This window comes from Alteromonas sp. AWM4_230, from assembly GCF_056158305.1.
This window is the reverse complement of record NZ_JBSWTB010000001.1, coordinates 3,303,288-3,324,225: the sequence shown is the minus strand read 5'-3', so window position 1 is coordinate 3,324,225 and position 20,938 is coordinate 3,303,288. Positions and strand designations below refer to the sequence as shown.

The window sequence follows — 20,938 nt, the reverse complement described above, 5'->3', positions numbered from 1 at the left end:
AAAGCGGATGGTATAGAAATCTAATATACGCTTACTTCAACGTACTTAAAGGTTATAGCGTTATTTTTCGTTTTCGATCAGAATTTTTGCTCACCAGTTCAAGGTTTAACCAGCGAGTTCAAATCAACATCTTCGACCCGTAACGCGAATACGCAACAGAAATACCGCTAAGTTACACGTCCATTACTTCTTTGCGTTATCTGGTTTCTCATCGGGCGTTAGTTTTTCAGCATAACCTTTAGGCGGTGGAGTCCAACCACGCATCTTTGAATGTTTGTCGTGTAAATCTGCTTTAAGCGCACCTTCGATTAGTGACTCCAGTTCAATAAAGAGCTTAAGGTAATTATTATCAACTCGTTCGCCACTGGCTTCATCCACCCACGCGTGATACAACACATCGTTTTGTTGCGTCTCAATATTTTTATAGGCCATCTTTTGTCGTTCAACCTGAAAGGGGTGAATATTGAGTGAGCGTAATGCTTCTGCGCCCATCTCTAGCGCACTGTGATAGGTTTCAGATACTACATAATCTGCGCCCAGCTGGCGCAAGCGGTATCCATGACCACGGTCAAAGGCACGTGCAAGCACTTTAGTGTTAGGGAATGAATGCTTTGCGTACTTTACCATTTCTGCGGCTGTTTCTCTGTCGTCAATGGCGATAACCAACAAAGAGGCTTCGTGTGCCCCAGCGGTATGCAAAATGTCAGGTTTGGATGCATCACCGAAATAAGCTTTGGTGCCGATACTTCTTATTAGATCTATTTGCTCAGAACGAATATCGAGGACAACGGTATTTACATCGTTGGCTACTAAAAGACGGTTAATAATTTGCCCAAAGCGCCCAATTCCTGCAATAACCACGGTACCTTTTTCGTCGATAACATCTTCGTCACGTTGTGATTTAGCGTTTTTATAGTGAGGAATTATGGCTTTGTCGAATAAGATGAAAAGCCCTGGCGTTAAAAACATAGAAATTGCCACGACTAACGAAAGTACTGAAATGATGTCGCTAGGCAACACGTAGTTTTGCGAGGCGAAACTTAACAGTACGAAGCCAAACTCCCCCGCCTGGGCAAGGCTTAGTGTGAACAGCCATTTGTTTGTGCCTTTTATTTTGAAAATTAAGGCGATGATAAACAGCACAATGGCTTTCACAAGCATAACAGCTACGGTTAGCCCTGCTATTAGCATTGGGCTCTCACTAAGTACAGAGAAGTTAATGCCTGCGCCTACCGTTATAAAAAAGAGGCCTAACAATAAGCCTTTAAACGGCTCGATATTGGCTTCAAGTTCATGCCTGAATTCACTGTTTGCTAAAACTACACCAGCCAAGAATGCACCAAGGGCGGGAGAGAGACCTACAAGTCCCATTAGTGCTGCAATTCCTATAATGAGCATAAGCGCTGTGGCGGTAAAAATTTCCCGTAAACCCGACGCAGCAACAAACTTAAATAAGGGGCGACTTAAGTAGTGTCCTCCGATGGTTAAAAAGGCAATTGAACTAATGATCACAAGACCTGATGCCCAAGGGGCAAGCCCGTCAACTAAATTAAAGCTATCGTGTGACCCTGTATCGCCGCCATGTGCATTTCCTGCTTCTACCAGTTCGGGTATGGCAAGGAGGGGGATAAGGGCAAGCATGGGAATAACCGCGATATCCTGAAACAACAAAACGGAAAAGGCGCTTTTACCACCTTCTGTTTTTTGCAGCCCTTTTTCTTGCAACGTTTGTAAAACAATGGCGGTTGAAGAAAGGGCGAAAATAAGACCAATGGTAAGAGCAATGCTGAAAGGCTGTTCAAGCAACAGAGCGACACCAGTGATAAGCGCGGTAGTAAATGCTAATTGCAAACCGCCTAATCCCATAAGCTTTGACTTCATTGCCCATAAAGAGCGGGGCTCTAGCTCTAGCCCAACTAAAAACAGCATCATGACTACACCAAATTCAGCAAAATGCTGAATTGCGACAGTTTCGTCACCAACAAGGCCGAATATGGGGCCAATCACTAGCCCTGCTATTAAATAGCCTAATACAGACCCTAAACCAAGGCGCTTCGCAATGGGCACTGCGATTACGGCGGCGACCAGATAGATAAATGCATATAGAAAATAGCCAGTCACATTAATCTCCTTGAGGTGTACAAAGGTCTGCCAGATTCTCGATGCGCTTTGCCTTTTCTAAATCGAGGGTGTTCGACGTTAATTTATTAAGCAGGGTTGACCACTTACTCCTATGTTGAGCTACCCGGTGTTCTTCTTGCGCAGTACGCGAGCCAAATATTGCAAATGGAGCGATGTAGGTCATATGGGTGATTTGTGCCATTTGCTCTAAAGGCTGAAGTAGTTGCCTGATGGTGTAATGATTAAAGCCATCAGTTTGATAGGCCTCTTCTTTGCCGCCAGCACTCAACGCACAAAAAAACAATTTACCTTTAAGCGCAGTACCTTCGTGGCCGTACGCGAACCCATATTCCAAAACCAAATCTTGCCACTCTTTTAAAATAGAAGGCGTTGAGTACCAGTAAAGAGGAAACAGAAAAATAATGACATCGTGGTCAACTAAACGCTGCTGTTCCCGCTCAATATCAATATTGAAATCTGGGTATTCTGCGTACAGGTCAACGGCGGTAACGTGCTTATTCATTTTTGCTTCGTGAAAAAGCGGCACATTTACTTCTGAACGGGTTTGCGCGGGGTGGGCAAAGAGAACCAGTACTTTCTTACTTTTCTTGGTGCTCTCTACAGTGCTTTCAATGATGTTCTCGTCAGTCATACATTTCTACTCAGTGTTACAGCCAGCTCTCGTTGAGCTATAAGGAGCCGTTGATTTTTGATGTGCAAAACACAGCAAAGGTCAAAAAAACCTAGGTTATTCATTAATTCAATCTGTACGTTTAGAGCAAATAAGAATGTGTTTTTCCTCAAAGTTATAAGGTTACTAATATTTAATAGGTTGAAAAAAGTAACCTGATTACCATTATGTACTCACGTATAAAAACAGCTTCGAATAGAAGCGTCGACGGAACACTATTTTTAACCTCTGCTTAGAACAGTATAACCATGAAAACACCAGTAAAAACACTCACACTTGCATTATCTTTACTTTCTCCCCTTGTTTCTTTTTCTACTCAAGCCCTGCCGCAAGGAAGTGAGCTTAAAGCTGGGGCTGCGGTATGGAACTTGTTTGATGATGCAGACCGTTACGCTCTGCATGTGGCCTATATCCACAAACCGCTTGAATCGTTCTACGGAGTCCGGCCAACGGTACTCTTGGTAAACGCAGATCAAGGCCAACACTATTTCGCGGCTGGATTGGCAAAAGACGTCTACAAATACAATGACTTTTCCGTGCGCGTTGCCTTTCACGCGGGCATTGTTGATGAATCTGAAAATTTAGGCGACACCATTGAATTCTACTCATCACTTTCCGGACTCTACAATTTCTCTGAATCTTTTTCGCTAGAGGCTGAAGTCGGGCATATATCTAACGGCGGACTAGGTGATACAAACCCAGGCTCAGAATCGTTCGTATTAAGTGCTCACTATCATTTCTAATCTCGCCTAAACAAGTTGTGCCTACTTCTTTCCTTAAACAGCCCGCTTAAAACGGGCTGTTCAATTTCGGGCAAAGACTTTTTTAACTTAACTTTCTGTCGGGCAAGGTGCGCCGCCGTTAATCCAAACCGACATTGCCTTAGCGAACTGTGCATGTGTCCCAGGAGCAGGTGTTCTGCCTGGGCCGGGGTTCCATGCCCATCTCACTAATGGATCATCACTGACATGGTGTTCAAATTCTTTTTTGAACGTTTTCATGTCATCTCTACCCCCACGTTGAGCAAGAAAAGAGTTCAAACGCGGGTTTAACCAATTGTTGCATAACTTTGAGGGGGTCATGTCGTTACCAATAATCATGGTAGGAGGCGGCATGTGCCACACGAAACCTGGCATAAGGTCGTTTGCTGCGCCAGGAGGCCTGCCGGGTTCACGCGCATTTTCATCTTGGTGACACCCACGGCAGTTTACGGGGTGCGTCTCGCCAACCTGAACAAACTTTCCGTCTTGAACAGCCATTTTTAAGTTGTTCAAAGAGGTTATGTTCATCGGATGAGGAGTTTTGTTGTCGCCCACCGTTGGACGGTGAGCACCGTCCTCAATAACACCGTGACAATTCACACACCGTGGATGTGTTGCTACATCGAACAAGTAGTTGAACGCAGTCGTTGGGTTAGGATCTTGCTGATAAGCTTCAAAAGCAGGTGTTGAGTTAGCCACTTGTGAAGCGTTAGCAGTTAAACTTTCATGATTGCTATCGTCATTTTCATGTAAGCTACACCCGATGAGCATAAGTGCGAATAGGGCGCTTACTCCTAAAGCAGATATCATTTTCATCATACTGCCCTCATGCTTTTAGTGCTGCGGTAACGTGTTGAGCAAGCATGGGCAAATGACGTAGCCGTACACCAATGGCTTGGTACACGGCATTGCCGATAGCCGGCGCGACACCAATAACGCCTGGTTCACCCAGTCCTACTGGAAACTCCTCACTTTCAACAAGTTCAATATCCATTTCTGGAACATCGTTCATACGTAGAGGAAGGTAGGTATGTAAGTTTGTTTTTGAAACCTGACCGTTTTTCACTTCGTTATGTTCAAACAATGCCAAGCTCAATCCCCACAGCAATGAACCCTCAAGCTGCGCTATTGCGCCATCTGGATGAATAACAATACCAGCATCAGAAACAACCCATAGCTTCTTAACCGTTATCTTTCCTGTGCGCTTGTTAACGTGAACATGAGCTGCAGTCGCGAGCCAAGCTGGCATAGTGCGTTCTTGACCTGCACTTACGCTATAGCCAATGCCTTCATCAGCACCAAGTTTAACATTCGCCGTCTTTTTCTTAAGAATCTCAAGACTATTGGCGAGTCGAGTGGCACCGCCGACACTTTCTGGCGCTTTGCCTCCTTGTTTTCCTTTTCCATCTAACATAGCAAGTCTGAAGTCGACGGGGTCTTTGTTCGCTTTCATTGCCACTTCGTCAATAAATGATTCTAAGCCCCATACAATCCAACCTTGACCTACCGAACGCAGCCAACCTGGCGTAAATGTATCTTGTGCCACCTTATTGTTAACCGCACGGGCGCGATGGTGAGACATGGTGTACCAATGGTCGGCGCCAGATGCCGAGAACATATCGACTTTTCCTTCGCCGCTTACTCCTGGTGCTAGAAATCCCGGTGCCATTTTTAGTGTTGGCCAGCCTGCCGCAAGCGCATGCTCCATGCCTAAAAACTGATTATTTTCATCAAACGACGCATTAAACAGTGAGGTAGATGCAGAGCGGGGTTGATCAAATAATGTATCATCCGGGCGCATGAACACCAATTTGACTGGCTGGCCAGCAGCTTTAGCTGTAAGCAAAGCTGGAACAATCCAATCTCCATAAAGGCGTCGACCAAAACCACCGCCAAGATAATATTGATGAAGGATCACATCACTTTCTGGTACTTCTGCGGCCTTAGCTACAGTAGGGAGTGTTAGGCTCTGCCACTGGTTACCCGTATGAATATGCCATTTACCGCCTTTAAATTCAGCAATAGCGTTAAGTGGTTCTAGCTGGAAATGATTGGCAGTAGCGGTGGTGTATAAAGCCTCAATAGTTTGTGCCGCTTTCGTTTGCGCCAGCTCTATATTCCCTTCATCTACAAAAACGGTGCCTTCCTTGCGATCACGTACAATTCTTTCGCCTTCTTTTTGTATATCAGCTTCAGAAACATTGGCAGTTTTACCGGCGTTGTAGCTAACTTTCACCATATCAACGGCTTTAATCGCGGTGGGGTAGTCTGTAGCCAATACAGTAACCCAGCCTTCGATGGTACCGCTTGGATCGGTAAGCACTTTATAACCTTTGTATCCCGGTAAGCTCTTAGCTTTACTGTCGTCCACATTCGTTACTGCACTGCCATAACGAGTAGGAGGTAGAATGGGGCGTGCATAAAGCATGTTTTCCACTTCAACATCAATGCCGTATACTGCAGTACCGTTAGTTTTTGGCGGGATGTCGAGAGCCTTGTAGTCTGCATTAACACCAATAAGGTGGCGTTTTTTACCCGGCTTAATCGGCAGTTCAGCAAGCTCATCTGCACTGAATGTTTTGTCTACTTTGCCATTCGCTACGATATCGCCATAGCTAATTTTCTTGTTACCTGAGATAACAAAGCCTTTTTCTGCCTTACAACTATCGGCAGGTACGCCAAGCAATTTTGCTCCAGCATCAATTAACACCATGCGGCCAGCGGCGCCTGCCTGAGACATAGGCTTGTAGGTATGGAAAATTGACCAAGAGCCGCCTGTTACCATGAAGCCCCATTTTGGGTCTGTATCAACGTGCACTATAGACACTTTATCCCAGTCGCACTCAAGTTCATCAGCTAAGATTCTAGCGATTGGCGTACCAATATGCTGACCCATTTCCGCTTTGGCGATGTTGACGATGACGTTGCCATCTGTATCCATTTCAAACCAGATATTTGGTGAAAACTGTTTAGTTTGAATACTTTCTTTCGCTGATAACAGAGATGGAATAGCGGCAGCACCAAATGCCATAAATAAAGATGTTTTCATTGACCCCACCATGAAAGAACGGCGAGATAAGTTGATCATGTCTTTCTTTTCTTGAGAGATGTTTTTCATGCTCATGCGTTTTCACCTTCTGATGAAGCGTTTGGGTCAAAATATTGAACTGAAGACGTTGCGGCGCGCTTGATCGCTTTTTTTATCCGCGCATAAGCCATACAGCGGCAATAATTTGCGCTCATGTGGTTAACGATATCTTGGTCGCTCGGATTTGGGTTTCTGTCTAGTAAGGTCGCTGCTTGCATGATTTGACCAGACTGGCAATAGCCACACTGAGGAACCTGCTCTTCTACCCAAGCAGATTGCAGCGGATGCTCGTTGTTGAGGCTTTCGATAGTGTTTACGTTCTTGCCTTTAGCTAACGAAACAGGATAAGAGCAAGAGCGAATAGCGTTACCGTCAATATGTACCGTGCATGCGCCACACATGGCAACGCCGCACCCAAACTTGGTACCTTTTAATCCAAACTCATCGCGTATCACCCAAACGAGAGGCGTATCTGATGCAGCATCTGTCTGCACTTTTTTTCCATTTAATGTAAATTCAATCATGGTTTGTGTCACCGTGAAGTTAATGTTCAATATGCTCTCGCCAAGGCGCTTCACTTGGTTTGAACGGTCTGTTTTGCCTGTTTTAATTAGTAATACTAAAATCTGTCAGCGTTAGCTTTCTCTTGCTTAGCTTGTTGTTCTGAATCCCCTCTGCCAAAGAAAGCCTCAAAAGGTTCCGGAATAGTTAGTGCGCGCTGAGTTGCTTTGCGCTGATCGATGCGCTTAAACCATGCTTTAAGGTTTTCTAGACCCGAAACATCTACTTTTGCCCAATGATAGGCCCTGGCCCAAGGGTAGGTTGCCATGTCAGCAATAGTGAACTCGTCGTTCACCAAATAACTTCGACCTTCAAGCCTTGTGTTTAGCACTTCTAAAAGGCGCCGACTTTCTGAAACGTACCTGTTAGTGGCGTAGGAGTTGTGCTCACCCTGTTTGGGCGCAATCCGCTGAAAGAACATGGCTTGTCCCATCATTGGCCCGATCCCTCCCATTTGAAACATTAGCCACTGCAGAACTTCTGATTCCTTATCGTTGTTTTGCGGAATGAACTTTTGATACTTTTTCGCTAGATACCAAAGTATGGCGCCGGACTCGAAAACCACGAAGTTATTGTTAGATTTATCGATGATAGTTGGGATGCGGCCATTGGGATTGATGGCTATATATTCAGGCGACTTTTGCTGCCGAGAGGCGAAGTCAATGTGAGTTAAGTCGTAATCTACACCAGCCTCTTCTAAAAAGATAACGGGCTTCCATCCATTCATTGTGCTTGCGGTGTATAAATGAATATCTTTCATGGCTTACACTCCAAAGAGGCCCGCAGTGAACTTTTTACATTGATATTAGACGAATTAGCTAAAGGTAAACTTAAAGGCAAACTTGCTTATGTGGTCTATTTTAGTTACCTTGTTCAAACAAACAATTAGTATACTTTTAGTAACTAGGTGGTTTTTTTAGGAAATTTGATGGAAAGTGAAATAAAAACAGACGCTAAGGGTAGAAAAACCGTTTTAAATACGTGCACAGAGCCTTGTGCTATAGAGCGTGGAATGCGCCTAATTGGTGGAAAGTGGACGGGTTCTATTATTTATCATCTCAAAGATGAGCCTGTTAGATTTAACGACTTATGTAGAATGCTTGGTGGCGCCAGCCGCAAGATGGTAGACCAGCGTCTAAAAGAGCTTGAAAACAACGGTATGGTGATACGCAATGTTATCGACTCTCGCCCTATAGCCGTTGCTTATAGCCTGACGGATTTTGGCCGTTCTGCCTTAGACATTCTCGAACAGTTAAGAGTCTGGTCTGAAAGCCATACGAACGACTAAGCTGTAACGTGCAGATTATAAAATAGTGAAAACGGTGAGCGTTGCTGTTCACCGTTTTAAAACTACCGCTTAAGATAATTATACTACATTGATACCAGCGGCAATCTTAGTACCTTCTCAACAAGCGTCCCCGCTTTATCCTGAAAGCCTTTAAAATGCGCTGTCGCTTCATGAGCGTCAAGCGCAGTTTGAGACTCCCATTTCTCGGTTATAACAAATACACCGTCACCAGATGAATGTAGGTCGTACATGATTGCGCCCGGTTCTTCATGGCTTGCTTCAACTAGCGGTGTTAAAGTTTCTAACAATCTGCTCTGCTGATCAGGTTTAGAATAAATAATGACGGAGAATTCGACCATAACACTGTCCCTCAAAAAAGAGTTAAACATAAGCATATCAAGAATTTTAAGTTAGCGTTTAAAGTCAAGTCACCGCTTTTTTAAGATAAAATGCACCTTTTTGAATTCTGTGCTCTAGATAATGCTGACGCGCACGTAACTTCTTCTATCTAAGCCTTTTTCTTAGTTATATTCATTAGCTAATACAAAAAACTAATCTATACTTACTTATACTTAAGTATAAGTAATGGATTTGGTTGTAACGTCCTGATTTTCAGAGGCGCGAAATTAAAGAAAAATAAATACGCTATAAACTAACCTAGTGAATTAAACATTATTTTTAAGGCGACGGAATGCACCTATTTAGCGGGGCGATGCCCTATGTTTGAAAAAACCTTTCACTTGTGCCCGGTAGGGCTTGCTCATGTTAGTGTGGATGGGAGCTTCATTCGTGTGAATAAATGCCTATGTGACTTTTTAGGCTACACAAACGAACAACTTACCAAACTAACGTTTCAGGAACTAACAGCACCCGAGTATCTCGCTGAAGATCTGGATCATTTAGAAAGTCTCTTAGAAGGCGATATTGAGAGCTATACGCTTGAAAAACGCTATCTAAAAAAAGACGGAGAGCAGGTATGGGCCCAACTGACAGTTTCCCTCGTCAGAGACCAGCAAGGTAACCCAGACTACTTTATTTCTGTGGTCGAGGATATCGACGAGAAAAAGCGTATTAAGTCTGAGCTTTTCCAGATCGACGCTTTGTTCAGTAAGATCGTAAGCGCATTTTCGGACAGAACTTTCATTTGGGTTGCAACACCAGATTTTAAGAAGCTGCACTACGTTAATGATGGATATGCAAATATTCTCGGTCGCAACGAGTACGAACTCTATTGTAATCCTATGAGCTTTATCGACCATGTTCACGAAGATGATAAGGCCCGGGTGTTAAAACAGTTTAGTCAGCGTCCTTTACAAAATTGGGATATTCAATACCGTATTTATGATGCGAAAGGTGAGGTTAAATACCTTCATGACCGAGGCAGTTTAATCTATGACGATAGAGAGATGCAGTCGCTTATTTTAGGTACCGCAGACGATATAACAAAAGAGAAAACACAGCAGCAGGCTTTAATGAGTGCTGTAACTAAATTAGAGCATCTTTCTAAAACCGACTCGCTTACTGGGCTTGCCAACAGAAGAGAGATCTTCTGTCAGTTAAGCGATGAGATTGCTCGAATGGGAAGAGGTCAAAAAGCGTCAACCCTTGTCTATGTCGATCTCAATAAATTTAAAGAAATAAACGATAAATACGGGCATAAGATAGGCGACAAAGCGTTAGTTGAGTTCTCTAATAAAATGGGGGCACTTTTGCGCGATAGCGACAGGTTTGGTCGTATCGGCGGTGATGAGTTTGTCATTTTACTCTACGGTACTAATGAGGACGAAACAGCTGTATTTTTTGACAGAATAAAAAACAGTAAATTTGAAATTGATATCGATGGTAAAGATGTCGTTCCTATCAGCTTTAGCGTTGGCTGGGTGCAGTGGAACGAAGGTATCGACTCTGTGCAGGAGTGGCTAGACCGAGCTGATGAGGTAATGTACGAAAAAAAGCAACGTGGGCAAGCTATAGCAGCGAAAAGTAGCGAGTGGAATAAAGCGATGTAGCGCAACCTGCTACATCGCTCATCGTATTTTATTGCTGTCGCTGTGCAAACCAGAGAGCTATAACTTGCCTTTCTTCTTCGGTCATTTTTGTCTTGTTCAAAAATGGCATGTCTTTAGTCACAGTGGTTCTTCGTACCACTTGTGGCGCGAACCTCTCAATATCTTCCCATGAATCTAAGACTACGCCTAAAGGTGCCACTTTGAATATCTCGTCGGTTGGTGTGCGCGAGTGGCAGCTTACACAATGAGTTGTGATTAAACTTGCCACACGTTCGTCACTAACTACCGATGAAGTTTCGTTTACTATCCCGCTTGTCGGCGCGCTTAATTCAGATTGGTTCGCCAACTGCGAGTTCATAGTTGAAGAAGATAGTGCGTCATCATGACTTAACGGTTGAATTGAAGATGCTTGTGGCCAAGATACCCACAGTGCTATAGCGAGCATGGCCACAGCGCCAGAGACTAAAATACTTGGTTTAGTGGTACCCACATGACGCAGGTTAAAGAAATGACGTATCCACGCGGCAGCGGCCATAATGGCAATAAGTACAAGCCAATTTTGTGAGTGCTGATAGGTCATAGGGTAGTGATTTGAAATCATAATAAACAGCAAGGGCAGCGTGAAGTAGTTATTGTGCACCGAGCGAAGTTTTGCGCTGGCGCCCCACGCTGGGTCTATATCTTTCTTGTCAGCTACAGCAGCCACCATTTTGCGCTGGTTAGGCATAATATTGAAAAACACGTTACCTGCCATAATAGTGCCAATAAGGGCTCCTACGTGAATATAGGCGCCACGACCGCTAAACCACTGGGTAGATAAATAGCTAACAACACACACTAAAGCAACTAACCCAATACCAAAGGCGAGAGGGTATTTAGCCAACGGGCTACGACATGCAAATTCGTATATGGCTAGTCCACCGAAGATTAAGCCCAAACCTAATGATATTGCCGTAGCTGGCGACATAGCGTTTACTGATGGATCAATAAGGTAAGCGCTGGCGCCGAAATAATAAACAATGATCAAAAGGGCAAAGCCTGATAACCAGGTCGTATAAGCTTCCCATTTGAACCAGTGTAATGTTTCAGGCATTTTTTCAGGACCATAGGCGTATTTGGCGACCTCGTAGAAGCCACCCCCATGAATGGCCCATAAATCGCCTTTGATACCTTTGTCTTGTTTCCACTTAGGTGGCGTTCGTAAGTTGTTGTCTAGCCATATGAAGTAAAACGACGCACCAATCCAAGCTACACCGGCCACAACGTGAAACCAACGTACAAATAAACTTATCCAATCTAGCCACGGCATTATTATTCTCCTTATTTAGGGCCGGCTGGCCCTACAGTAGCTTGTTACTCTTTATCTTCTTTGACGTAGCGGCAGTTACCGCTTATCCACGTCTGCTCAATAGCGCGGTCATCACCTAAAATGCTCAATGCGAAAAACACATCGTCGAAGTCAGCATCTTCTTTTATTCTCAACCGTGTTAATTCATCAAACCTTGGCTCTACAACGATAAAGTCTGCGGTAGAACCTGGGTTTAAGTTACCAATTTCATGGTCAAGCGCATGGGCCACTGCTGCGCCTTGAGTCATAAGATAAAATCCTTCCAACGGGCTAATGGGCTCGTTGCGCAACTGACTGACCTTGTATGCATCGCCATAGGTTTTAAACATGTTGAATGTGGTACCTGCGCCCACATCGGTAGCCATGGCAACATGTACTTTATTAGCACGGGCTGCGGTCATATCAAAAAGACCGCTGCCTAAAAACAAGTTAGACGTAGGGCAAAACGCAACCGTAGCACCGCTGTCGCCTAGGCGCGCCCATTCGTTAGGCGTAAGGTGAATACCGTGGCCAAACACTGCGCGCTCCCGCACCAAATTGTAGCTGTCGTAAACATCTAGATAGCCGTCAGCGTTAGGGAATAAGCTTTTTACCCATGCAATCTCGTCTAAATTTTCAGACAGGTGGGTCTGAATGAAGACGTCGGGATATTGCTGGGCAAGTTCGCCTAGTGCGGCAAGCTGGGCTTCTGTGCTGGTAGGGGCAAAACGAGGCGTAAGCGCATAGCGATTACGACCCTTGTTGTGCCAAGTCTCAATCAACTCTGCACTATCAGCTCGCGCTGTGTCAGGGCAATCGTTCAGCGCACTTGGGCAGTTTCTGTCCATACACACTTTACCAGCCACTATCGCCATATCAATCTCGCTGGCGGCACTAAATAGTGCTTGGCTACTGCTTTTATGAACGGTTGTAAAAACAAACCCCGTTGTGGTGCCGTTTTTTAGCAGCTGGTTTAAAAATACTTTAGCGATGGTGTCGGCGTGTTCGCTATCGGCAAACTGCATTTCAGTGGGAAACGTGTAGTTTTCTAGCCAACTCAAAAGCTGCTCACCATAGTGGGCAATACTTTGGGTTTGCGGATAATGCAGGTGGCTGTCTATTAAGCCTGGTAAAATCCACTTGCCCGAAAAATCAGTGACAGTGGCGGCAGGGTAACGTTCAGCTAGGTCACTAAACGGGCCAATGTCTTTTATTTCTTTGTTATCTACCAGCAAACCACCGTCTTTAAAAACGGCAATATCATTATCAAATTGTGTGGTTTGTTTAGGAAAGTGCGCAATGCTTGCACGAAAAAGCTGCATGTTTGTTAGCTGCCCCTGTAGCTGCTGAAACCGAATGGAGAGATAAGAAGTGGTACGTGATAGTGACCGCCATTCTCAACAAGTTCAAACGTAATATCAATGTGTGGATAGAAACTGCTGCCATGAGTTTGTGTTAGGTATGGCTTGCAGTGAAAGCGCAAGGTATAAACCCCTGCAGCAAAACCATCCTCAACGCCCCAGTTTTTAAAGCGGCCATCACTGTCTGTTTCACCAGAAAGGGTGCTGCCGTCAGGTAGTGTAAGGGTAAGTTCAATGCCTTGTGCAGGCTTACCCAAAGTGGTGTCTAGTACGTGACTTGAAAGCGTATTCATACTGTATTCCTTAAATAATTTTCTATTCGTATTACTGCTGCATATAGCGTAAGCGTTTTGGCTCTTCTATAACGCCGGGCATTAATCTAATGCTTTATTAATACGCAAAAGGGTTATCTTTATTTGCTCTGCAGCTGCATTTGAAATCTCTAGCTGCGTCGTATTTGGCAGCCTTGCTTGCAAAGCTTCTAGCATGGTTTGCGCAGAAAGCCCGGTAGCGCAGATAATAAAAATAAATCCATGTTTGTCTAAATAGGCGTGATTAGCTTCTTTTAGTTGATGTAAAACGGCCTCAGACGCACTAGCCGCACCTGATTGTTCGCCGGCAGCAATAGCTTTAGTGTTGGCAAACTTTTTACGTAAAGAGTCTACGTCACCAATCATAGGGTGCGCCGTAAAGGCTTCTAGGTAGTCATCATCACTACATTTTGCCCAGGAATCTTTCGCTTGATTAACTATGGCATCGTGATCGCTGTAAGGGCGTGCTTCTACCATTTGGTAGATCCATGCTTTCGCCGCGCAACATTGCTCAAACCAAGAAAATGCTTCGTCAGCGCTTAGTGTATTTAGTTCAGTAAGTGTCACTGCTGGTATCCTTCTCTTTTTCCGTACTTCTACCGCACTTCTACCGTATTTTAGCAGTGATGTTTATGTGTTCAGCCTTGTATGGCTCAGTGTTCGTATCAATGCTTTTCACTGAAGCAGCTACTGTGTCGGTTGCATGAAGACGCTCAATGATTTGCGCTGATATAGAAACAGCAACTTCAATAGGCCGCTTTCCAGGAATATCTCTATTGCCAATAGGCGTGAACAGCCTTGCGAGCGCACTGTCGTCAAACCCGCGCTGGGTTAGCTTGGTAATAAAACGCTTTGCTTTAGTGTCTGAACCTATTAACCCAACAAAAGGCAGGGAAGGCTGCTTTAATGCCTGCTCGGTAATACGGTAGTCCAATTGATGATCGTGGGTGAGAATAATCAACCAGCTATTTTCAGCAAGATGCCTTACCTCGCTCTCGGGCGCTTCTTCCACTACTTTTTGAACGTTGGCTGGTAGCGTCGATGGGAACAAATCTTCTCGATTATCTATCCATGAAATTCGCACAGGCAATTGTGCCAAAATAGGCACCAGCGCTTTTGCTACATGGCCTGCGCCAAAAATGGCGATATGCTGCTGATGAACATTGCACACGTCAAATAGGACCTTTACCGCACCGCCACAGCACTGCCCTAAAGAACTACTTAACGGGTAGCTATGAAGCTCAGTGCATGTTTTGCCCTTAGCAAGATATTCACGGGCGCGAGTAATGGCATCAAACTCAAGGTGCCCGCCACCAATAGTATCAATACTATGTGAAGCGGTGACCACCATTTTACTGCCCGGCTCACGGGGAGTTGAGCCCGCTGTACCTACAACGGTAACCAAAACATAGCCCTCATTACGCTCCTGGCACTCGGCTACAGCCTCGTGCCAATATGTTGCGCGAATTGACGGAAGGGCGCGAAATGATTGCGTTGCACTAAATGAATGGGGGGCGCGACTCATACAGCAGTACCCCGTGGATCGGCTTGTTGATCTGCCTGTTGGATTGCGGCGACAGCATTTAACACGCGTTCGGGTGTGGCTGGCGTATCTAGCTGAGGGTCAACGGTGTAGCCAGATAGACTAGATATCGCATCCTTTAAGGCGCACCATACTGAAATTGCTAGCATAAACGGTGGCTCACCCACGGCTTTTGAGTGGTATATGCTGTCTTCAGCATTTTCTCTACCAAAAAGCTTCACGTTAAACTCCTTGGGCGTATCGCCGATGGCAGGAATTTTGTAGGTTGCCATATTTTCACTTATTAGCTTGCCTGCTTCATTCCATTTTAGGTCTTCGGTGGTAAGCCAGCCCATACCTTGAATAAACGCGCCTTCAATTTGGCCAATATCAATTGCTGGGTTAAGGCTGTTGCCCACATCGTGAATAACGTTAACCTTATCTACGGTGTATTCACCGGTCAGCGTATCTACAGACACCTCACTCATCGAAACGCCGTAAGCAAAATAGAAAAACGGGCGGCCTTCGCCTGTGTCACGGTTGTACTGCAATTTAGGGGTTTTATAAAAACCGCTTGAAGACAGCGACACGCGATCAAAATACGCTTGCTGAACAAGTTCAGTAAAGGCAATGCTGTTTTCGTCTAGTACAACATGTTGATTAATAAACTGTACATCACTAGCGCGGCCTTCTAGATCTAAGCTTTTGGCGTAGCATTCAGCCAAGCGGGTTTTTAAAGTAATACACGCGTTTTGTACGGCTTTTCCGTTCATGTCAGTACCACTTGATGCCGCTGTTGGCGAAGTGTTCGGTACTTTATCCGTGCGCGTAGCGGTAACTTCAATCATATCTAAATCTAGACCAAACTCATTGGCTGCAATCTGGCCTATTTTTGTATGCAAGCCTTGGCCCATCTCCGTGCCACCGTGGTTCACCTGAATACTGCCATCGGTATAAATATGGACTAAAGCGCCAGCTTGATTTAAGTGCTTTGCGGTGAATGATATACCAAATTTAACCGGCGTTAGCGCTAGGCCCTTCTTGATAACTGGGCTTTCGCGATTAAACGCTGCAATCGCATCTCGGCGCTGCCAATACTGTGCGCTTTCTTCTAACTCGGCAATCATATCGGGTAAAAGGTTGTGCTCTACTTTCATGCCATAGGGAGTAAAACACCCGGTTGTCGGGCCGTATAAGTTACGTTTCCTGACCGACAACGGGTCGCTACCGATAGTTCGTGCAATTTTATCAATCATGGCTTCAGCCATGATCATGCCTTGCGGGCCGCCAAACCCTCGATAGGCGGTGTGCGATACCATATTGGTTTGCAATCTGTGACCAACAATATCGCTATCGCCTAGGAAGTAGCCGTTATCAGCGTGGAACATGGCCCTATCTACAATAGCGTCTGACAAGTCAGGGGAGTGCCCACAAATGCCATTAATGGTCATGCGAGTAGCTTCAATTTTACCTGTTTCGTCAAATGCCACATCAAATTCATTCTCAAACGGGTGTCGTTTACCCGTAACGTGCATATCGATGAAGCGCGGCAAACGAAGTTTAACTGCGCACTGATTGCGCGAGGCCAGTAAAGCAGCGATACAGGCCCACTGTGCTGCTTGGGTTTCTTTACCGCCAAAGCCGCCGCCCATACGCCTCATGTCTACTATTACGCGGTGTAATTTAACGTCTAGCACTTCTGCAACTAGCTTCTGCACCTCACTGGGATGCTGACTAGAGGTGTAGATTTTCATGCGATTTTCTTCATCGGGGATCGCAAGGCTCACTTGACCTTCTAAGTACATGTGCTCCTGACCGCCAATGCTTAGCGAACCGTGTGCTTGGTATTTAGCTTTTTCAATAGTGCTGTCTACGCGGGCCGCATTTTGGCCAAATCGATGTAAAGGGCGAACAAATGTTTGCTGCTGGTGGGCGGCTTCAGCATCAAGTACAGGTGTAACTTCGTCTACTTCTATTTTGCCTTTTAGTGCAGCTTGTCGGGCAAGGTTTACTGAAGTGGCAAGTACTGCAAACACCGGTTGACCGAAGAACTTGATTTCGCCGTTCGCAAGTAGTGGGTCGCCTTCAAACACAGGGCCAATGTCTTTATGGCCAGGTACGTCATCAATGGTGATGACATCAATAACGCCTTCGCTTTGGAGCACGGCGTCAAGGTCTACCGAGTTGATAGTACCTTTGGCGCACTGGCTTACACCGACTGCCGCATAAAGCGTACCCTGAGGTTCAACTACGTCATCAACGTAGTTGGCGCTACCTTGTACCTGACGTGTCGCACTTTCGTGCTTTTTAGAAACGTGAACAACACCTTGTTTGCCATTTGTTTCTGAAGGATTTGGGGCATCAATTAACTTACGCATGCTGCACCACCCGAGTTTCAATATGGTTAATTGTTTGGTTTTCTAACCAGAAGCGGTGCCACAAGTTAGCTAACACGGTTTTGCGGTATTGTGCTGTTGCACGCACATCATCAATAGGCGTAAACGCATCAAATAAGATTTGCTTGCCTAAGGTTAAGCATTCTTTGCTAGCGAACTGTTTACCTTTCAGTGCATTTTCCAATGCTTCACAGGTTGACGGCACAGCAGCGACACCACCAAAGCCACTGGTAATAGCCTCGACCTTGCCATTTTCTAAAGTAACGTTAAATACCGCACATACTGCCGATATATCATCTTCAAAACGTTTTGATATTTTATAGGCGGCCAGCGTTTGATTAGGCTGTTTAAGCGGTATTTCTATTGCGCTTATCCATTCATCGTTAGCTAGCGTTGTTTCCCTATAACCTGTGAAAAAAGTGTTAATTGGAATTGTGCGAACACGCTCTCCATTATCTAAATGCAGTATAGCGTTCAGCGCAAGTAGTAAGGGAGGCATATCACCAATAGGTGATGCGTTGGCCACATTCCCACCAATTGTCGCCTGGTTGCGAATAGGCAAAGACGCAAAGCGCGTTACCAGTTCAGCTACTTGTGGAAATGCGTTTAGTAAAAGCGGTGCCGCATCATTGAGTGGGACTGCTGCACCAATAACAAGAGAATGCTCGTTTTTGGTGCATTGCTTTAGTGCATCGATATGTGTGACGCTGATAAGCGTTTCTACGTTTTTTAACTGTTGAGTGAACTGCAAACTTAAATCAGTGCTGCCCGCCACTAGCTGTGCGTTAGGGTTCGCTTTAATAAGCGCTTTCAACTCTTCACGGGAGGTCGGCGTATGTACATTGCCTGTACCAGAAGGCTTTTCACCTGACAAAGTGTGTAATGTCGCAAGGGTCTGTTCTTGGCGCTTGGAAAACTGATCATCTGGTGCTTGCTCACATACCGCAAGCGTGGCATCGATAATAGGGCGGTATCCAGTACAGCGGCACAGGTTGCCAGATAAAGCATTCAACACATGGTCGCGATTAGGTTTTGAATTGCTATGGTACAAAGCGAACATCGACATGATAAACCCCGGTGTACAAAAGCCGCACTGTGAACCATGGTGGTCGACTAGCGCCTGTTGCACAGGGTGTAAGTGTTTACCATCGCTTAAATGTTCTACGAACAATAGCTGCTTACCGTGAACTGCGCTCATTAGCGTGATACAGCTATTCACAGTTCGGTAGTTAAGTTTTGTGGCGTTATCAGATGATACTGGTTCCACAAGTACGACCGTGCATGCGCCACAGTCGCCTGCTGCACAGCCTTCTTTAGTGCCTGTTTTCTTACGATGTTCCCGTATAAACTGTAGAAGGGTGAGGTCGGCTCGCGCTTCATTTAACTCAACAACATCGTTATTTATTAGAAAGCGAATCATACTCACACCTTCTTGTTATATTCATTCTTGTATTCATTAATATAGCTGTATTTTTCTAAGAAAAGTAGACCATTTGGTCAATTTATTGCTTATAAAAAATGGCCGCGTTATAAAAGGCCATGATTTTTTACAGATTTATTGGAAAGTTATGTAACGCCTTTCCATGTTTTCTTTAACAAGCAATGCATCAGTTAGTAAAAAGAAAAAGGCAAGATTCGTGCTAGGTTTTAAGTTGAATGCAGAATAAATGCTTTCTGGATGGCTCATTTCATTAGTGAGGGCCGCAGGTGATGGGTAACTCTGAACTTTAAGAGCATAGCAACACCTTGGTAATAAATGCTAACCTATCGGAAAGGCATGCAGCATTTATCCTGCCTGTACGCTTGCAAAGTAGATTGCAAAGGAATTTAGATAATAATGATGAAGGTAAAAAGTGCTGACGCAGGTGTTGGCGCTATGAATAGAAGAAAAATACTCCAAGCCGCAGAAAAATGTTTTGCGCAGTTTGGTTTTAAAGGTACGGCGGTACAGAAGATTGCTGACGAAGCAGGTCTTCCAAAAACCAACGTTCTGTATTACTTCAAAACGAAACAAGAACTCTACGTAGCGGTATTAGAAGAAACGCTTTCATTATGGAATTCGCGTTTTGACAAAGCAACGGTAGAAGATGACCCCGCCGAAGTGCTTGCCAATTACATAGCAGAAAAAATGGAAGTGTCACGCACTCACCCGATGGCTTCAAAGATTTTCGCCATGGAAATTATCAACGGGGCGCAGAACTTAAGCGGATACTTCGATGAAGAGCACGCACTATGGATGAAAGGTCGTCTTGAGGTCATCGAAGCGTGGGTACAAGAAGGAAAGCTTCCTCCCGTTGAAGGCGAATACTTGCTCTATACCATTTGGGCCAGCACTCAACACTATGCTGATTTCTCAGCGCAAATTACCCGACTACGGGGTAAGAAAATGACAAAGGCAGATTTTGAAGACGCCACTAAGCAAGTGGTTAAGCTTGTGCTAGGCGGCTGCGGTCTTGCGGTACCTGAAAGTTTCGAGGTGTAGTATGACAGAATCTGTTTATCCTCGTGATCTTATTGGCTACGGTGAACATGTCCCCCATGCGAACTGGCCGAATAATGCCAAAATAGCTATTCAGTTTGTCTTAAACTACGAAGAGGGTGGCGAGAACTGTGTGCTTCATGGTGATGAAGCATCCGAAATATTCTTATCTGAAATTATCGGCGCGCAGGCATATAAAGATCGTCACCTGAGTATGGAGTCAATTTACGAATATGGCAGTCGCGCAGGCTTTTGGCGTTTACATCGCTTACTTAATAAGTACGACATTCCCGTGACTGTATTTGGCGTTACCATGGCCATGCAGCGCCATCCTGACGCTGTTAAAGCTATGATGGAGTCAGGTTGGGAAATAGCCAGTCACGCCATGCGCTGGGTACACTATCAGGATATGAGTGAAGATGATGAGCGCAGACAAATCGACGAAGCGATTATTCTTCATGAGCAGTTAACGGGTAAGAAACCCGTAGGATGGTACACGGGAAGAACGAGTCCTAATACGCTTAAACTCATAGCAGAGCGTGACGATATCTTATATTGCGCTGATTCTTACGCAGACGATTTGCCATATTACGACTGCCATTACAGCAAGCCGCTACTTATAGTGCCTTACACGTTAGACACAAACGATATGCGCTTTGCTACGCCGCAAGGTTTTAACAGCGGTGAACAGTTCTTCACCTATTTAAAAGACGCGTTCGACGTGCTGTATGAAGAAGGGGAAGCGGCGCCTAAGATGCTTTCTATTGGCCTTCACAATCGTATTATAGGAAGGCCAGCTAGGCTTGCTGCGCTGAAGCGTTTTATCGAGTACGTGAAATCACACGACAAAGTGTGGTTAGCCACGCGAGAGCAGATTGCTCGCCACTGGTTAGCTACTCATCCTAAAGACGGTAGTGACAAGGCGCGTACGTAGCATTTACAGTACGCCCATTGTAATTGACATAAAGTGAGGTGAAAGATAAGGGCGCCAGGTAGGTTGCTTTTACTTTCACTCAGATAAAG

The 20,938-nt window shown here is 45.0% G+C and carries 19 protein-coding genes; 5 read left to right on the top strand and 14 right to left on the bottom strand.

Features of this window, described 5'->3' with window-relative positions:
• Positions 1-183 precede the first annotated feature (183 nt).
• Together ACXACS_RS14255 and ACXACS_RS14250 are read right to left on the bottom strand one after the other, a co-directional pair.
• Positions 184-2,121, bottom strand: a complete 1,938-nt coding sequence (locus tag ACXACS_RS14255; RefSeq protein WP_474807537.1) for a monovalent cation:proton antiporter-2 (CPA2) family protein — start codon at positions 2,119-2,121, stop codon at positions 184-186.
• Position 2,122: 1 nt separating this feature from the next.
• Positions 2,123-2,773, bottom strand: coding sequence for an NAD(P)H-dependent oxidoreductase (locus ACXACS_RS14250; protein WP_474807535.1), 651 nt, complete (start codon positions 2,771-2,773; stop codon positions 2,123-2,125).
• A 287-nt stretch (positions 2,774-3,060) separates the two neighbouring features.
• Here ACXACS_RS14250 and ACXACS_RS14245 point away from each other — a divergent pair, with 287 nt between their 5' ends.
• On the top strand, positions 3,061-3,555 hold the full coding sequence (locus tag ACXACS_RS14245; protein ID WP_474807533.1) for an acyloxyacyl hydrolase: 495 nt from the start codon (positions 3,061-3,063) through the stop codon (positions 3,553-3,555).
• A gap of 87 nt (positions 3,556-3,642) precedes the next feature.
• On the opposite strand, the gene ACXACS_RS14240 is transcribed toward ACXACS_RS14245, so the two are convergent.
• From ACXACS_RS14240 to ACXACS_RS14225, 4 genes are all read right to left on the bottom strand, one after another.
• Entirely contained in the window at positions 3,643-4,392 is a 750-nt protein-coding gene (locus tag ACXACS_RS14240; protein ID WP_474807531.1) for a hypothetical protein, read from the bottom strand.
• A 7-nt stretch (positions 4,393-4,399) separates the two neighbouring features.
• On the bottom strand, positions 4,400-6,697 hold the full coding sequence (locus ACXACS_RS14235; protein ID WP_474807529.1) for a xanthine dehydrogenase family protein molybdopterin-binding subunit: 2,298 nt from the start codon (positions 6,695-6,697) through the stop codon (positions 4,400-4,402).
• Positions 6,694-7,185, bottom strand: coding sequence for a (2Fe-2S)-binding protein (locus ACXACS_RS14230; RefSeq protein ID WP_061485514.1), 492 nt, complete (start codon positions 7,183-7,185; stop codon positions 6,694-6,696). The genes ACXACS_RS14235 and ACXACS_RS14230 overlap by 4 nt, the downstream gene beginning before the upstream one ends.
• A gap of 95 nt (positions 7,186-7,280) precedes the next feature.
• Positions 7,281-7,982 (bottom strand): glutathione S-transferase family protein, encoded by a 702-nt coding sequence (locus tag ACXACS_RS14225; protein ID WP_474807526.1) that lies wholly within the window; start codon positions 7,980-7,982, stop codon positions 7,281-7,283.
• A 168-nt stretch (positions 7,983-8,150) separates the two neighbouring features.
• Between ACXACS_RS14225 and ACXACS_RS14220 the strand changes: the two genes are divergently transcribed.
• The gene (locus ACXACS_RS14220) at positions 8,151-8,510 is read left to right on the top strand and encodes a winged helix-turn-helix transcriptional regulator (RefSeq protein WP_474807524.1); all 360 of its coding nucleotides are present in this window, start codon (positions 8,151-8,153) and stop codon (positions 8,508-8,510) included.
• An 83-nt stretch (positions 8,511-8,593) separates the two neighbouring features.
• On the opposite strand, the gene ACXACS_RS14215 is transcribed toward ACXACS_RS14220, so the two are convergent.
• The gene (locus ACXACS_RS14215; protein WP_474807522.1) at positions 8,594-8,869 is read right to left on the bottom strand and encodes a putative quinol monooxygenase; all 276 of its coding nucleotides are present in this window, start codon (positions 8,867-8,869) and stop codon (positions 8,594-8,596) included.
• Between the two features lie 360 nt (positions 8,870-9,229).
• Between ACXACS_RS14215 and ACXACS_RS14210 the strand changes: the two genes are divergently transcribed.
• Positions 9,230-10,519, top strand: coding sequence for a diguanylate cyclase (locus ACXACS_RS14210; protein ID WP_474807520.1), 1,290 nt, complete (start codon positions 9,230-9,232; stop codon positions 10,517-10,519).
• Between the two features lie 28 nt (positions 10,520-10,547).
• Here the strand turns inward: ACXACS_RS14210 and ACXACS_RS14205 are convergent, their stop codons facing one another.
• The 7 genes from ACXACS_RS14205 to xdhA form a co-directional block, all read right to left on the bottom strand.
• Complete coding sequence (locus tag ACXACS_RS14205; protein ID WP_474807518.1) at positions 10,548-11,828, bottom strand: urate hydroxylase PuuD; 1,281 nt, start codon at positions 11,826-11,828, stop codon at positions 10,548-10,550.
• Positions 11,829-11,872: 44 nt separating this feature from the next.
• Complete coding sequence (guaD, locus tag ACXACS_RS14200; protein WP_474807515.1) at positions 11,873-13,168, bottom strand: guanine deaminase; 1,296 nt, start codon at positions 13,166-13,168, stop codon at positions 11,873-11,875.
• A 5-nt stretch (positions 13,169-13,173) separates the two neighbouring features.
• Positions 13,174-13,500 carry a hydroxyisourate hydrolase gene (gene uraH / locus ACXACS_RS14195; RefSeq protein WP_474807513.1) on the bottom strand — a complete coding sequence of 109 codons (327 nt, stop codon included), beginning with the start codon at positions 13,498-13,500 and terminating at the stop codon, positions 13,174-13,176.
• Positions 13,501-13,581: 81 nt separating this feature from the next.
• Entirely contained in the window at positions 13,582-14,085 is a 504-nt protein-coding gene (uraD, locus tag ACXACS_RS14190; protein ID WP_474807511.1) for a 2-oxo-4-hydroxy-4-carboxy-5-ureidoimidazoline decarboxylase, read from the bottom strand.
• A 40-nt stretch (positions 14,086-14,125) separates the two neighbouring features.
• The gene (gene xdhC, locus ACXACS_RS14185) at positions 14,126-15,043 is read right to left on the bottom strand and encodes a xanthine dehydrogenase accessory protein XdhC (RefSeq protein WP_474807509.1); all 918 of its coding nucleotides are present in this window, start codon (positions 15,041-15,043) and stop codon (positions 14,126-14,128) included.
• Positions 15,040-17,418 carry a xanthine dehydrogenase molybdopterin binding subunit gene (gene xdhB / locus ACXACS_RS14180; RefSeq protein ID WP_474807507.1) on the bottom strand — a complete coding sequence of 793 codons (2,379 nt, stop codon included), beginning with the start codon at positions 17,416-17,418 and terminating at the stop codon, positions 15,040-15,042. The genes xdhC and xdhB overlap by 4 nt, the downstream gene beginning before the upstream one ends.
• Positions 17,411-18,856: a xanthine dehydrogenase small subunit gene (gene xdhA, locus ACXACS_RS14175; protein WP_474807505.1), complete on the bottom strand. Its 1,446-nt coding sequence runs from the start codon at positions 18,854-18,856 to the stop codon at positions 17,411-17,413. The genes xdhB and xdhA overlap by 8 nt, the downstream gene beginning before the upstream one ends.
• Before the next feature lie 417 nt (positions 18,857-19,273).
• On the opposite strand from xdhA, the gene ACXACS_RS14170 reads away from it, so the two are divergent.
• Both ACXACS_RS14170 and puuE read left to right on the top strand, forming a co-directional pair.
• The gene (locus ACXACS_RS14170) at positions 19,274-19,918 is read left to right on the top strand and encodes a TetR family transcriptional regulator C-terminal domain-containing protein (RefSeq protein WP_474807502.1); all 645 of its coding nucleotides are present in this window, start codon (positions 19,274-19,276) and stop codon (positions 19,916-19,918) included.
• A gap of 1 nt (position 19,919) precedes the next feature.
• On the top strand, positions 19,920-20,849 hold the full coding sequence (puuE, locus tag ACXACS_RS14165) for an allantoinase PuuE (protein ID WP_474807500.1): 930 nt from the start codon (positions 19,920-19,922) through the stop codon (positions 20,847-20,849).
• Positions 20,850-20,938: the final 89 nt, after the last annotated feature.

Bases quoted from the DNA above. Each gene is read 5' to 3' on its own strand.
- ACXACS_RS14250 (WP_474807535.1), bottom strand. From the start codon at position 2,773: ATGACTGACGAGAACATCATTGAAAGCACTGTAGAGAGCACCAAGAAA.
- ACXACS_RS14245 (WP_474807533.1), top strand. From the start codon at position 3,061: ATGAAAACACCAGTAAAAACACTCACACTTGCATTATCTTTACTTTCT.
- ACXACS_RS14240 (WP_474807531.1), bottom strand. From the start codon at position 4,392: ATGATGAAAATGATATCTGCTTTAGGAGTAAGCGCCCTATTCGCACTT.
- ACXACS_RS14235 (WP_474807529.1), bottom strand. From the start codon at position 6,697: ATGAGCATGAAAAACATCTCTCAAGAAAAGAAAGACATGATCAACTTA.
- ACXACS_RS14230 (WP_061485514.1), bottom strand. From the start codon at position 7,185: ATGATTGAATTTACATTAAATGGAAAAAAAGTGCAGACAGATGCTGCA.
- ACXACS_RS14225 (WP_474807526.1), bottom strand. From the start codon at position 7,982: ATGAAAGATATTCATTTATACACCGCAAGCACAATGAATGGATGGAAG.
- ACXACS_RS14220 (WP_474807524.1), top strand. From the start codon at position 8,151: ATGGAAAGTGAAATAAAAACAGACGCTAAGGGTAGAAAAACCGTTTTA.
- ACXACS_RS14215 (WP_474807522.1), bottom strand. From the start codon at position 8,869: ATGGTCGAATTCTCCGTCATTATTTATTCTAAACCTGATCAGCAGAGC.
- ACXACS_RS14210 (WP_474807520.1), top strand. From the start codon at position 9,230: ATGTTTGAAAAAACCTTTCACTTGTGCCCGGTAGGGCTTGCTCATGTT.
- ACXACS_RS14205 (WP_474807518.1), bottom strand. From the start codon at position 11,828: ATGCCGTGGCTAGATTGGATAAGTTTATTTGTACGTTGGTTTCACGTT.
- guaD (WP_474807515.1), bottom strand. From the start codon at position 13,168: ATGCAGCTTTTTCGTGCAAGCATTGCGCACTTTCCTAAACAAACCACA.
- uraH (WP_474807513.1), bottom strand. From the start codon at position 13,500: ATGAATACGCTTTCAAGTCACGTACTAGACACCACTTTGGGTAAGCCT.
- xdhC (WP_474807509.1), bottom strand. From the start codon at position 15,043: ATGAGTCGCGCCCCCCATTCATTTAGTGCAACGCAATCATTTCGCGCC.
- xdhB (WP_474807507.1), bottom strand. From the start codon at position 17,418: ATGCGTAAGTTAATTGATGCCCCAAATCCTTCAGAAACAAATGGCAAA.
- xdhA (WP_474807505.1), bottom strand. From the start codon at position 18,856: ATGATTCGCTTTCTAATAAATAACGATGTTGTTGAGTTAAATGAAGCG.
- ACXACS_RS14170 (WP_474807502.1), top strand. From the start codon at position 19,274: ATGATGAAGGTAAAAAGTGCTGACGCAGGTGTTGGCGCTATGAATAGA.
- puuE (WP_474807500.1), top strand. From the start codon at position 19,920: ATGACAGAATCTGTTTATCCTCGTGATCTTATTGGCTACGGTGAACAT.